Source organism: Pseudomonas sp. G3-39 (assembly GCF_054790485.1).
This window is the reverse complement of sequence record NZ_CP186497.1, coordinates 4,020,034-4,033,176: the sequence shown is the minus strand read 5'-3', so window position 1 is coordinate 4,033,176 and position 13,143 is coordinate 4,020,034. Positions and strand designations below refer to the sequence as shown.

Genomic DNA, 13,143 nt, shown 5'->3' with positions numbered 1-13,143 from the left:
GGACTGCCATTAGGGAAAATCCTTCTGAAGTGACCACTCGGTTTTTGGTATGGTGCAGCTCGTTTTTTAACGGACTGATGTCATGCCCACGGATCGGCACTCAATTTATGTCAAAGAGTTGCTGTAGAAATGCCTGAACCCATCCCGATCAAGGATCACGAAAAAGAGACGCGTCTGGTCAACAAGCGGTTGATCGCCTGCGCTCTGTTCGTCTTTGCCATCAGTTGCGCGCTGGTGGTACGCCTGTACATCCTGCAAGTGGTTGAATACGACTACCACTCGACCATCTCTGAAAACAACCGCGTGCACGTCTTGCCGATTCCGCCGACAAGAGGCCTGATCTACGATCGCAATGGTGTGCTGCTCGCTGATAACCGTCCCAGTTACAACCTGATCATTACCCGCGAACGCGCCACTGATGTTAATCAGGAGCTGGACGAGGTAATCAATCTGCTGCATTTACCCGCCGAAGATCGTACGATTTTCGATAAGGCCATGAAGCAGTCCCGTCACCCATTCACCCCGGTGACACTGTTCTACGAGCTGACGGAGGAACAAATCGCCGTGTTGGCGGTTAACGAGTTCCGTCTGCCGGGCCTTGATGTCGAGCCGCAGTTCGTTCGGCATTACCCGTTGGGGGCGCACTTCGCGCATTCGATCGGCTACGTTGGCCGGATCAACGAAAAAGAATCCAAGACCCTCGATTCGGTAGAGTACCGCGGCACACAATCCATCGGTAAAACCGGCATTGAACGTTTCTATGAGGCGCAGCTGCATGGCCACGTCGGTTATGAAGAGGTTGAGACCAACGCCCAAGGCCGGGTGCTACGCGTGCTCAAGCACACCGATCCGGTCCCTGGCAAAAACATCGTTCTAAGTCTCGACGTCAAACTGCAGGAGGCTGCCGAAGCCGCACTGGGCGACCGACGTGGCTCGGTGGTGGCTCTAGACCCGTCCACCGGTGAAGTGCTGGCCATGGTCAGCAATCCGAGTTTCGACCCGAACCTGTTCGTCACTGGCATCAGCTCCAAGGAATACTCGGCGCTACGCGATTCCATCGACCGCCCGCTGTTCAACCGTGTGTTGCGCGGCCTCTATGCGCCGGGCTCGACCATCAAGCCGGAAGTGGCAATCGCCGGCCTCGATGCCGGTGTCGTGACGCCGCAGACCCGCGTCTTTGACCCAGGCTACTACCAACTCCCGGATTTCGATCACAAGTACCGCAACTGGAACCACAGTGGCGATGGCTGGGTGGACATGGACGCGGCAATCATGCGCTCCAACGACACCTACTTCTACGACCTGGCACACAAGCTCGGCATCGATCGCCTGCACGACTACATGGCGATGTTCGGCCTTGGCGAAAAGGTCTCGCTGGACATGTTCGAAGAGTCGCCCGGTTTGATGCCGTCTCAGGCCTGGAAGCGTGCCACGCGCCGTCAGGCCTGGTTCCCGGGGGAAACGGTGATCCTCGGGATTGGGCAGGGTTACATGCAGGTCACGCCGCTACAACTGGCTCAGGCCACCGCACTGATTGCCAACAAGGGCGTATGGAATCGTCCGCACCTGGCGAAGACAGTCGATGGTGTGGCGCCGGTCGACGAGCATCCGATGCCGAACATTCTGCTGAAGAATCCGCGTGACTGGGATCAGGTCAACCACGGGATGCAGATGGTGATGCACGATGCCCGAGGTATCGCGCGCGCCGCAGCGGCAGGTGCGCAGTATCGCATTGCCGGTAAGAGTGGTACCGCGCAAGTGGTTGCGATCAAGCAGGGCGAGCGCTACAACCGCGAGAAAACCCTCGAACGTCATCGCGACAACGCCTTGTTTGTTGGTTTCGCTCCGGCAGAGCACCCGAAGATCGCCATCTCGGTGATGATCGAAAACGGTGAGGCCGGTGGTCGAGTGGCCGGCCCTGTGGTGCGACAGATCATGGACGCCTGGTTACTGGACCAGGACGGCCACCTCAAGCCGCAATACGCGGCGCCGGCCAAGCCGCCGGGTGATCCCCACGTCTAACCCGAGTCAGCTTCACAGCACCGCCTCACGCCGGCTGAGCTGTGAAGCTCTCACGTTTGGGCAACTGACTACTTGCAGCTGTAACCCTCGGGCATCGTGACGCTGTAGTTGCGTTGCATGCGGTCCTGGAAGTTCAGGTTCTGCAGGCCTTGCTCGACCAGAAACGCTTCGACCTTGGCGGCCTGACAGTCCTCGTTATAAGACGACGCCCGCAGCAGATACACCGTGCGCTTACTCGCCTCATCCCGGGCGGTGACAGTGAAGGTACTGAGGGTGGTGTAGCCGATACGCTCTGACGTTCCCACCGGGCCATAGGTTGTATTGGGCTTACTGGTGCAGGTCAGTCGGTCATCTTTCTTCTTGGCGTTCTTGCACACGGTCGTAGTGCTGGTTGGAACTTGCCCATAGTCGGTGGCGGTATAGCGATAAGACACTTGCCGGCTGCCGATATCGAGAGTGACGGTCATTTTGATCGGCGCGTGATTCCTGGGCAGGCTGGCGTCGGTATAAACCTCCTGAAAGCCTCTGTCTTTCAGTGCGTTGACCATGTCGCGAAGATAGTAGCGGGCATTCAGTGCGTTCTCATCGGCGCTGTTGGTCGAGGTCACCAGCACGGTTGCCTTTCGATCGAACGGATAGTCCGGATCAGGTATTGCGTTGAGTGCTACGTCTATTTGCGTGGCGCAGCCGCCAAGCAACGCGGTCAGCATTAATAGGACGCAGAACAAATAACGGGACATGACAAAGACGCCTTGCAACTAAGGATTGAATAAAAGTTAAACGGATGAGGGGGCGATAAATAAACCGCCGCCAGCGGGCTAGTCTTTCTGGTATTCCAGCAGATCGCCCGGCTGGCAATCGAGCGCAGCGCAGAGCTTGTCCAGAGTTGCCATCTTCACGCCTTTGACTTTGCCGTTTTTGAGCAATGACAGATTCGCCTCGGTGATCCCGAGCAGGGCGGCTAACTCTTTTGAACGAATTTTTTGCGTGGCCATGACTACGTCAAGGCGGACAATAATGGTCATTATATTGTTCTATATGTATTGGCTTTGCTCATCGCTGAGTACTTTTGCGTCACGCATGATAATTGAAAAAATACAGAGTAATACGCCTTTGATTATTTCGTAGGCAGAAGCGGAAGACATGCCGATCGAGAACTGGAAAATCCGATCCCCCGGCGGCAGATCTATCGACAACGCCAGACCTTGCAAGGTCTCTATTAGCGGGTAGGTTGCCGGAGAAACGATGCAAAGCACGCCTACTCGCCAGAGAACCCTGATGTTGCGGTCGGTCCAGGTTTCGCCGCGCGACAAGCGCAAAAAGAACAAACCGGTCAGCCATAACGCGTAAGCCGACAGGACCACGGGCAGGAAATCCAGAAAGACGATCAGCGCCGTGACCGTTGATGACAGCCAGGTGTCGGGATCAAGCAGTGCACCTTCGACAAACGGGTCAAGCAATTGCGGCGAGCCCTCAGCAAAGGCATAGAGCAGGCCCGCCAGCATTTCATCCTTTTTGAAGAACCAGATCGTTGCGTTGCCGCCGACCTCCGTTACCCCCAGAACCCAGACGAGAATTGCTGCCAGCAGCCCGATCCAATGCATGCGCTGCAGCGCCAATCCGTTGATGTGAGTACTCATGAAAATTCCTGGTTGCTACAATTTGGTAGCGAATTCTCGATGATAAATTATCTAATAACAATAATTAATTTTGATTTTGTTGTTTTGGTATCCTCTTCTGATCCGGCTCCGCATGGTCGCTCGCAATGGTGCGGGGAGTCGGTAGGCTGGCCAGCGCGCCGACAGGTGCTCCGAGTGGGGAATCAACAAACCTGTCGGCGAAACTGAAACCCCTGCTACATCAGGCCCCTGGCACCGGGCAACTCAAGTCACCTTCCTGACACTTCAAATACTGCTTCAGCGCCTCGACCCGCACCTTGGTCACCTCGGTCAGGCAATTGCTGTAAATCAATGGATAAACACTCCCGCCGTCCACACCGGACGCGGAAAACTTGCATTCGGCATCACGAAAGCCGATCCACGCCCGCTGCGCGCTCACCAGCAGCTTTTTGGCGTCGGCGTTGTCCTTCAAACGACCGGTGATCTGCTGATACACCGCGTTCAGCTGCTTGTCCGCTGCCTTGAATTCCTGCCCGGCGCACTGGTTCATGGTGGCCTGATCGCTGGCGTTGGCGCAGTCGACGGCGGCGTGGGCGAGAGGCGTGAACAGGACGGGTGTCAGGGCCAGGAGCAGGCGTGGGAGCATGGTTAATCTCACTGTGTCGGATGAAAGTGCAGAGCAGTTTAGCGGCTGTGGTGCTTCTATTCAGGAACGCGCAGTCGGGAGGCTTCGAGCAGGCGATCCGCTGTGGCTGCAATCTCCTCGCCGTCATGAAGTATTTCCAGCCAGTGAGCAGGAATCGCCCGAACGCCATAATAGGCCCCGGCCAATTGACCGACGATCGCGGCAGTGGTGTCAGCATCATCGCCGAGGTTGGCGGCTTGCAGAATCGCCGCTGTAAAACTGTCGGTGTAATGAAAACACCACAGCGCGGCTTCCAACGACTCAACGCTGTAGCCGCTGCCACGGATATCATTGACTGATTTGGCCAGATAATCTCCCCGAGCAATCGCGGCAACTTTAGGCTCAGTGAAAGCTGAGCGCGGCAGCCTGCACAGTTCGTTTTTGCAGGTACCGAACAGCGCGTTGGCGATCAGTTCGGCAAACAATTGACAGCATTCGATGGCTTCAGGGGCCGCGTGGGTTGTCCGCGAACTGTCGCTGGCGAAGTTGCGAATCTGCTGGACGTCAGGGAAGAAAAACAGCACCACCGGCGCCAAACGCATGAGCGAGCCGTTGCCGGCGGTAAACGGGTCGGTTGACCCGGCAAAGGGCTGACCGGTTTGCTGATACTGCGACAGTGCCTGACTGACGGTCATGCCAATATCGAAACAATCCCCCGTCGAGCTCAGATATCCCCACCGCCACCAGTTTAGATAGCGTCCCATCTGGTCCGCCGCATCGAATGTGTTTTTGCTCAGAAGACTCTCCGCCAGGCAAAGCGCCATCGAGGTGTCATCCGTCCATTGCCCGGGCTTCAAGTGAAAGGGGCCACCGCCGACCATGTCCGTCAGCGGCTGGAATGAGCCTCGTGGCTTGAACTCCACCGTGGTGCCGACGGCGTCGCCGCAAGCGAGACCGAGCAGAGCGCCACGATAACGTTCGGATAGAGATGGCTGCATGCTTCGTCCTTGTTTGTTTCCATTTCGCTGGAAAAGGTAACAGGTTCAGCGAGAGGGTTGCGTCAGTCATTCACTCATTCAACGATCGGAAATGCCGCCGAATGTTTCCTTTGGACTGAACAGGTGCAGCCCTTTGATACAACTTCAGGTTGGACATGTGGTCATACAAGCCTACTGTTCAAAACAGGAGGTGACTTATGAAACCGGTACCCAATAGTTTCGAACGCAAAATCACGCTCAAGGCGCCGCGTTCTTATGTCTGGCGCGCATTGGTCGATGCCGAGGCTTTTGGCCAGTGGTTTGGTGTGGCGCTGGAGGGCAGGCGGTTCATTGCCGGGGAATGGACGCAAGGGCAGGTCACGTATCCTGGTTATGAACACGTGTTGTGGAACGTGCTCGTCGAGCGGGTCGAGCCACAGCAGTTGTTTTCGTTTCGCTGGCACCCGTACGCGGTCAATCCACAGATCGACTATTCACAGGAGCCGACGACGCTGGTCAAGTTCGAGCTGCAGGATTACGAGGGTGGCACTTTGCTCAAAGTGTCCGAGTCCGGCTTCGCGCACATTCCCGACGTGCGGCAGAAGGAGGCGTATTACATGGACAGCCGTGGCTGGGAGGAACAGCTGAGTCGACTTGAACAGTTTCTCGCCGAAAGCGCGAAGGCGCGCGAGCGTGACGGTGACTGACTGCGCAATCTTCGAACCCTGGTTGCAACGCTGGGCGCTGGTGCCGGACGGTGAGCCGATCATCACCCCCGGCAGCCGTCTGTTGCCGGTGCGTTTTGGCGAAACGCCGGCCATGCTCAAGGTTGCGCTGGATACCGACGAGCAATTCGGCAATCGACTGATGACTTGGTGGGACGGTGAGGGCGCAGCGCAGGTGCTGGCCCATCACGAGGAAGGTTTGTTGCTGGAACGGGCCATGGGCCGGCGTTCGTTGATGCACATGGCGCTCAACGGTGAAGACGACGAAGCCACGCAGATCATGTGCACGACACTAGCGCGCTTGCATGCGCCGCGCCCGACGCCGCCACCGCCGCTGGTGGAGCTGGCACCGTGGTTCGCCTCGCTGCGCGTGGCCGCGGCCGAACATGGCGGGACCTATGCCCTGAGCCTGCGAGCGGCTGAAGCCTTGCTCGCAGATCCGCAGGACGTGGTGGTGCTGCACGGTGACATGCACCACGACAATGTTCTCGATTTTGCTGCACACGGCTGGCTCGCTATTGATCCCAAACGAGTACGCGGCGAGCGCGGTTATGACTACGCCAACCTGATCTGCAACCCGGACTTGCCGACGGCTGGCGATTCACAGCGATTGCGCCGGCAGGTCGAGGTGATCGTCGAGGCGTCCGGGCTTGATCGCCGACGCTTGCTGCAATGGGTGCTGGCGTTTGCCGGATTGTCGGCCGCCTGGTTCCTGGAGGACGATGTGCAGCAACAGGCTGCCCAACAGCTGCAGATCGCGCAAATCGCCGCTTGCCTGCTGGATGACTGAGAGGGCTAAGGGTTTTCGGAAGGGCTGGTATAGCGAATGTCTTACACGCGGTGGTAGCTTTTGCGACTATTGCCGATTGGATCCACCGCGTAATCTACACCCATCAACTGAGACACAGGGAGTGTTTCAGGATCACGGATGATCGACCATAGCAAGGATCGCTGCCGACAGGGAGTCGATAATGGTCTTGGGAAAAACCCGCTTCGGCGGGTTTTTTTTCGCCTGCAGAAAAGTGCTTGTGTCGAGCATCTGTAGCGAGGGGATTTATCCCCGATGGGTAGCGAAGCGACCCAAAAAAGGGCCCGCTGCGCAGTCCATCGGGGAAAAATCCCCTCACCACAGGAATCAAGCAATCAAGAGGCGATCAGCTGCCGCAACACGTAGTGCAGAATCCCGCCGGACTTGAAGTACTCCACCTCATTTAACGTATCGATGCGGCACAGCACCTCGATTTTCTCCTGGCGCCCGTCTTCACGGGTGATCACCAGCGTCAGGTTCATGCGCGGGGTCAGCTCGACACCGGTCAGGCCCTGAATATCCAGGGTTTCCTTGCCGGTGAGGTTCAGGCTCTTGCGGTTCTGATCGAGCTTGAACTGCAGCGGCAACACGCCCATGCCCACCAGGTTGGAACGGTGGATACGCTCGAAGCTTTCAGCGATCACCGCTTTGACGCCCAGCAGGTTGGTGCCTTTGGCCGCCCAGTCACGGCTGGAGCCGGTACCGTATTCCTGACCGGCGATCACCACCAGCGGCGTGCCCGAGGCCTGATACAGCATGGCGGCATCATAAATCGGCATTTTCTCGCCGCTCGGGATGTAGATCGTGTTGCCACCTTCTTCGCCGCCGAGCATCTCGTTACGAATGCGGATGTTGGCGAATGTGCCGCGCATCATCACTTCGTGGTTGCCACGCCGTGAGCCATAGGAGTTGAAGTCCCGCGGCTCCACGCCTTTTTCGCGCAGATAGCGCCCGGCCGGACTGTCAGCTTTGATGTTACCGGCAGGGGAGATGTGGTCAGTGGTTACTGAATCGCCCAACAGCGCCAGAACCCGCGCGCCCTTGACGTCGGTGATCACCGGCAAAGGTCCGGAAATGTCGTCGAAGAACGGTGGATGCTGGATGTAGGTCGAATCGTCCTGCCACACATAGGTGGCGGCCTGCGGCACCTGGATCGCTTGCCATTGCTCGTCGCCGGCAAACACTTCGGCGTATTCCTTGTGGAACATCGCGGTGTTCACCTGATTCACCGCCTCGGCGATTTCCTTGCTGCTCGGCCAGATGTCGCGCAGGTAAACCGGATTGCCTTGCTGGTCATTACCCAGCGGTTCAGTGCTGATGTCGGTGCGCACGCTGCCGGCCAAGGCGTAGGCGACCACCAGCGGTGGCGAGGCCAGCCAGTTGGTCTTGACCAGCGGATGCACCCGGCCTTCGAAGTTGCGGTTGCCGGAGAGCACCGACGCCACGGTGAGGTCGGCTTTCTGAATGGCTTTCTCGATCGGTTCCGGCAGTGGCCCGGAGTTGCCGATGCACGTGGTGCAGCCATAACCGACCAGCGAAAAGCCCAGTTGATCGAGGTATTGCGTCAGCCCCGCCGCCTTGTAGTAGTCGGTGACCACTTTCGACCCGGGTGCCAGCGAACTCTTGACCCACGGCTTGCGGGTCAGGCCTTTTTCCACGGCTTTTTTCGCCAGCAGACCGGCCGCCATCATCACGCTCGGGTTGGAGGTGTTGGTGCAGGAGGTGATCGCGGCGATTACCACCGCGCCGTTTTTCAGGCGATAGGTGTGGCCTTCGTATTCGTACTCGGTTTCGCCGACCAGATCGGCGTTACCCACGGCCACGCCACCGCCGCCCTCGCTTTCCAGACGGCCTTCTTCTTTGCTGGTGGGCTTGAATTGCAGGTCCATGAAGTCACTGAAGGCCTGCGCCACGTTCGGCAGCGAAACCCGATCCTGCGGGCGCTTTGGTCCGGCCAGACTGGCTTCGACGCTGCCCATGTCCAGCGCCAGGCTGTCGGTGAACACCGGTTCCTGACCGGGAAGGCGCCATAGGCCCTGGGCCTTGGTGTAGGCCTCGACCAGTTTCACCACTTCGGCCGGGCGACCGGACAGGCGCAGGTATTCGAGGGTTACGTCATCGACCGGAAAGAAGCCGCAGGTCGCGCCATATTCCGGGGCCATGTTGGCGATGGTCGCGCGGTCGGCCAGTGGCAGGTCGGCGAGACCGTCGCCGTAGAATTCGACGAATTTGCCGACCACCCCTTTTTTGCGCAGCATCTGCGTGACGGTCAGCACCAGGTCGGTGGCGGTGATGCCTTCCTTGAGTTTGCCGGTGAGTTTGAAACCGATCACTTCCGGAATCAGCATCGACACCGGTTGGCCGAGCATCGCCGCTTCTGCCTCGATCCCGCCAACGCCCCAGCCGAGTACGCCAAGGCCGTTGATCATGGTGGTATGGGAGTCGGTGCCGACCAGGGTGTCGGGGAAGGCGTAGGTGCGGCCGTCCTCATCCTTGGTCCACACCGTGCGCCCGAGGTATTCGAGGTTGACCTGGTGGCAGATCCCGGTGCCTGGTGGCACCACGCTGAAGTTATCGAAGGCGCTCTGGCCCCAGCGCAGGAACGCATAACGCTCGCCGTTGCGCTGCATTTCTATGTCGACGTTCTGTTCGAAGGCGCTCGGGGTGGCGAATTTGTCGACCATCACCGAGTGGTCGATCACCAGATCCACCGGCGACAGCGGGTTGATTCGCTGCGGATCACCGCCGGCCTTGGCCATGGCGGCGCGCATCGCGGCGAGATCCACCACCGCAGGTACACCGGTAAAGTCTTGCATCAATACCCGAGCCGGGCGGTACTGGATTTCCCGGTCGGAGCGGTGCTCCTTGAGCCAGGCAGCGATGGCCTTGAGGTCGGCGCCAGTGACAGTTTTTTCATCTTCCCAGCGCAGCAGGTTTTCCAGCAGGACTTTCAGCGACATCGGTAGCTGGTCGATATTGCCAAGGCTCTTGGCGGCATCGGGCAGGCTGAAATAGTGGTAGGTCTTATCGTCGATTTGTAGAGTTTTAAGGGTCTTCAGACTATCGAGGGACGGCATTACGATCACTCCTTTGAGTCCGCACGGCTACGGACGGAGGGGACGGGCAGAGCTATCAACGTAGCCCTGTTTTCAGTAGCTGGCTAATAACTGGACTCTATGGGCAAGTCCAAGGTTCCGACATCGGCTATCATGCGCCGGTTTTCGTGACAGGCTTTGCTTCACCGCAAGGCTTGAGCAGCGTGCAGGGGCCGAATGTCCGCCCTCTGCCCAGGAGTAAGAATGAACACCCTATTCATGCATTGCCGGCCAGGCTTCGAAGGCGAAGTCTGTTCGGAGATTTCCGACCTCGCCGCCCACCTCAACGTGGCCGGTTACGCCAAGGCCAAACCGGCCACCGCGTACGCCGAGTTTGTCTGCACCGAAGCAGACGGTGCCGAGCGCCTGATGCGCGGCCAACGCTTCGCCGAGCTGATTTTCCCGCGGCAATGGGCGCGGGGCGTTTTCATCAATCTGCCGGAAACCGACCGCATCAGCGTGATCCTCGAGCACATGGCGGACTTCCCGGTCTGCGGCAGCCTGTGGCTGGAAGTGGTCGACACCAACGACGGTAAAGAGCTGTCGAACTTCTGCAAGAAATTCGAAGGCCCGCTGCGCAAGGCACTGACCGGCGCCGGCAAACTGGTGGACGACGCGAACAAACCGCGCCTGCTGCTGACCTTCAAGAGTGGTCGCGAAGTGTTTCTCGGCATGGCCGACGCCGGCAACTCGGCGATGTGGCCGATGGGCATTCCGCGCCTGAAGTTTCCGCGCGAGGCGCCAAGCCGTTCGACCTTGAAGCTGGAGGAGGCCTGGCACCACTTCATCCCGCGTGATCAGTGGGACGAGCGCCTGCACAGCGACATGACCGGCGTCGATCTCGGCGCAGCACCGGGCGGCTGGACCTGGCAATTGGTTAACCGCGGCATGCTGGTGACCGCCATCGACAACGGCCCGATGGCTGAAAGTCTGATGGACACCGGGCTGGTGCAGCACTTGATGGCCGACGGCTTCACCTTCAAGCCCAAGCAGCCGGTGGACTGGATGGTCTGCGACATCGTCGAGAAGCCGGCGCGTAACGCGGCGATGCTTGAAGAGTGGATCGGCGAGGGCCACTGCCGCGAAGCGGTGGTCAACCTCAAACTGCCGATGAAACAGCGCTATGCCGAAGTGAAGCGCTTGCTCGAACGCATCGCCGATGGCTTCAAGGCGCGTGGGATCAAGGTGGATATTGGCTGCAAGCAGCTGTATCACGACCGCGAGGAAGTGACCTGCCATCTGCGTCGGCATGACATCAAGAAAACCAAATCCCGCTGAGTCACCACTAAACCCTGTGGAAATGATCTCTGTGATGAGGGGATAAATCCCCTCGCTACAGATGACTGAGCACCCGGCAATGCGCGACAATGCCGGCCAGTTTCAGGAGTGAATCATGAGTGAAATGATCGATACGCCGGTCGACGGCACCCTCGACGCCACCGGTCTCAATTGCCCGGAACCGGTGATGATGCTGCACCAGCACATCCGAGACCTGGTACCTGGCGGCCTGCTCAAGGTGATTGCCACCGATCCCTCGACCCGTCGCGACATTCCCAAGTTCTGCGTGTTTCTCGACCACGAACTGGTGGGCCAGCACGAAGAGGCTGGTACTTATCTGTACTGGATCCGCAAGAAACAAGCCTGACCCTCAGGCAAACGCAAAACCCAATGTGGGAGCGGGCTTGCTCGCGAAAGCGGTGTGTCAGTCACTGTAAATGTCGACTGAAACACCACTTTCGCGAGCAAGCCCGCTCCCACATTTTTTTTATCCTGCGTAAGGGTTTTAGCCGGCGCTGCGACTGATCCGAATACGCTTGCGCGCACTTCGGGTCAGGCGGATCGACAGCATGAGTGCCGCGCAGCTCAAACCGACGATCAAACCCTGCCACAAGCCGCTCGGGCCACGCGGTTCGCCGAGCCAGTCGGTCAGGCCGAGGGCATAACCCACCGGCAGGCCGATGCCCCAGTAGGCGAACAGGGTCAGGATCATCGTCACCCGGGTGTCCTGATAACCGCGCAGAGCGCCGGCAGCCGTCACTTGGATCGCATCGGAAAACTGAAACAGCGCCGAGTACACAATCAGCATCGCCGCGATATGGATCACCGTCGGATCAGCCGTATAGATCGACGCAATCGGCTCGCGCAGCAACAGCATCATGCTCGCCGAAATACAGGCGTAAGCCAGTGCAGTGCCCATGCCGACGCCGGCTGCAAAGCGTGCTTCACGCGGCTCTTCACGGCCCAAGGCCTGGCCGACGCGTACGGTCACCGCCATACCTAGCGAATACGGAATCATGAACACCAGCGAGCTGACGTTCAGCGCGATCTGATGCCCGGCCACCACGGTGGCGCCAAGGCTGCCGATCAGCAGGGCGATCACTGCAAAGATGCTCGACTCGGCAAACACCGCGATGCCAATCGGCAGACCGATCGCCAGCAGACGCTTGATCACCGCCCATTGTGGCCAGTCGAAACGGCTGAAGATCTCGCTCGAACGATAGGCCGGCGCCCAGCGCTCGTAACCGGCCAGCCCCAGCACCATGACCCACATCACGATGGCCGTGGCCCAGCCGCAACCCACGCCGCCCATGGCCGGCACGCCGAAGTGACCATAGATGAAGATGTAGTTCAGCGGAATGTTCAGCGCCAGACCGCACAGCCCCAGCACCATCGCCGGGCGGGTACGGCCGATGCCGTCACTGGTGCAGCGCAGCACATGATAGAACGCCACCGCCGGCAGACCGCTGGCAATGCCGTGCAGGTATTGCATGCACGGGCCGATCAGCTCGGGATCGACCTTCATCAGGTGCAGCACCGGTTCGGCGGCGACCAGCATTGCTGTCGCGATCAGGCCCACCACCAGCGCCAGCCACAGCGCCTGACGCACGATCGGGCCGATTTCACTGTGGGTGCCAGCGCCAAAACGCTGGGCGACTTTCGGCGTGGTGGCCAGCAGGGTGCCGGTCATCAGCAGAAACACCGGGACCCAGATCGAGTTGCCCAGCGCTACCGCCGCCAGATCTTTCGGCCCGACGCGGCCGGCCATCACCGCATCGACGAAGCCCATCGCGGTAGTCGCCAGCTGCGCGATGATGATCGGCAAGGCCAGGGCGAGCAGGTTCCTGAACTCCAGGCGAATTCGCGCGGGGCGGGTGAGTGAGGCAGCGAGAGGTTGATCAGTAACAGAATTCACAGGCAAAGCGTCCACAGGTGTTGATGCGCAAGGCGCCGCATTCTACGCCGCTGACGTGACAGTCAGGAAAAATCCTCTG

Annotated in this window: 12 protein-coding genes; 5 read left to right on the top strand and 7 right to left on the bottom strand. The window is 59.2% G+C overall.

The features are described 5' to 3' along the window. The first annotated feature begins 129 nt into the window (after window positions 1-129). Window positions 130-2,022: a penicillin-binding protein 2 gene (gene mrdA, locus ACOYXG_RS17985; RefSeq protein ID WP_027611428.1), complete on the top strand. Its 1,893-nt coding sequence runs from the start codon at window positions 130-132 to the stop codon at window positions 2,020-2,022. A gap of 68 nt (window positions 2,023-2,090) precedes the next feature. On the opposite strand, the gene ACOYXG_RS17980 is transcribed toward mrdA, so the two are convergent. The 5 genes from ACOYXG_RS17980 to ACOYXG_RS17960 form a co-directional block, all read right to left on the bottom strand. Next, window positions 2,091-2,762: a hypothetical protein gene (locus ACOYXG_RS17980; RefSeq protein WP_097088530.1), complete on the bottom strand. Its 672-nt coding sequence runs from the start codon at window positions 2,760-2,762 to the stop codon at window positions 2,091-2,093. Window positions 2,763-2,840: 78 nt separating this feature from the next. Further along, window positions 2,841-3,047: a helix-turn-helix domain-containing protein gene (locus tag ACOYXG_RS17975; protein ID WP_003226632.1), complete on the bottom strand. Its 207-nt coding sequence runs from the start codon at window positions 3,045-3,047 to the stop codon at window positions 2,841-2,843. A gap of 9 nt (window positions 3,048-3,056) precedes the next feature. Continuing rightward, entirely contained in the window at window positions 3,057-3,662 is a 606-nt protein-coding gene (locus ACOYXG_RS17970) for a DUF2975 domain-containing protein (protein WP_095140016.1), read from the bottom strand. A gap of 220 nt (window positions 3,663-3,882) precedes the next feature. Further along, a complete protein-coding gene (locus ACOYXG_RS17965; RefSeq protein WP_150369303.1) occupies window positions 3,883-4,287 on the bottom strand; it encodes a lysozyme inhibitor LprI family protein in 405 nt (134 codons plus the stop codon). Between the two features lie 56 nt (window positions 4,288-4,343). Then, entirely contained in the window at window positions 4,344-5,264 is a 921-nt protein-coding gene (locus tag ACOYXG_RS17960) for an ADP-ribosylglycohydrolase family protein (RefSeq protein WP_460353180.1), read from the bottom strand. A 197-nt stretch (window positions 5,265-5,461) separates the two neighbouring features. Here ACOYXG_RS17960 and ACOYXG_RS17955 point away from each other — a divergent pair, with 197 nt between their 5' ends. Further along, window positions 5,462-5,950, top strand: coding sequence for an SRPBCC family protein (locus tag ACOYXG_RS17955; protein ID WP_096797186.1), 489 nt, complete (start codon window positions 5,462-5,464; stop codon window positions 5,948-5,950). After that, window positions 5,937-6,758, top strand: a complete 822-nt coding sequence (locus tag ACOYXG_RS17950) for an aminoglycoside phosphotransferase family protein (RefSeq protein WP_460353177.1) — start codon at window positions 5,937-5,939, stop codon at window positions 6,756-6,758. The genes ACOYXG_RS17955 and ACOYXG_RS17950 overlap by 14 nt, the downstream gene beginning before the upstream one ends. 353 nt (window positions 6,759-7,111) lie before the next feature. On the opposite strand, the gene acnA is transcribed toward ACOYXG_RS17950, so the two are convergent. Further along, window positions 7,112-9,853 carry an aconitate hydratase AcnA gene (gene acnA, locus ACOYXG_RS17945; protein WP_460353174.1) on the bottom strand — a complete coding sequence of 914 codons (2,742 nt, stop codon included), beginning with the start codon at window positions 9,851-9,853 and terminating at the stop codon, window positions 7,112-7,114. A gap of 222 nt (window positions 9,854-10,075) precedes the next feature. Between acnA and rlmM the strand changes: the two genes are divergently transcribed. Both rlmM and tusA read left to right on the top strand, forming a co-directional pair. Continuing rightward, the gene (rlmM, locus tag ACOYXG_RS17940; RefSeq protein ID WP_460353171.1) at window positions 10,076-11,149 is read left to right on the top strand and encodes a 23S rRNA (cytidine(2498)-2'-O)-methyltransferase RlmM; all 1,074 of its coding nucleotides are present in this window, start codon (window positions 10,076-10,078) and stop codon (window positions 11,147-11,149) included. Window positions 11,150-11,264: 115 nt separating this feature from the next. Then, window positions 11,265-11,516: a sulfurtransferase TusA gene (gene tusA, locus ACOYXG_RS17935; RefSeq protein ID WP_003226616.1), complete on the top strand. Its 252-nt coding sequence runs from the start codon at window positions 11,265-11,267 to the stop codon at window positions 11,514-11,516. A gap of 138 nt (window positions 11,517-11,654) precedes the next feature. Here the strand turns inward: tusA and ACOYXG_RS17930 are convergent, their stop codons facing one another. Then, on the bottom strand, window positions 11,655-13,064 hold the full coding sequence (locus ACOYXG_RS17930) for an MATE family efflux transporter (RefSeq protein WP_460353168.1): 1,410 nt from the start codon (window positions 13,062-13,064) through the stop codon (window positions 11,655-11,657). Window positions 13,065-13,143 lie beyond the last annotated feature (79 nt).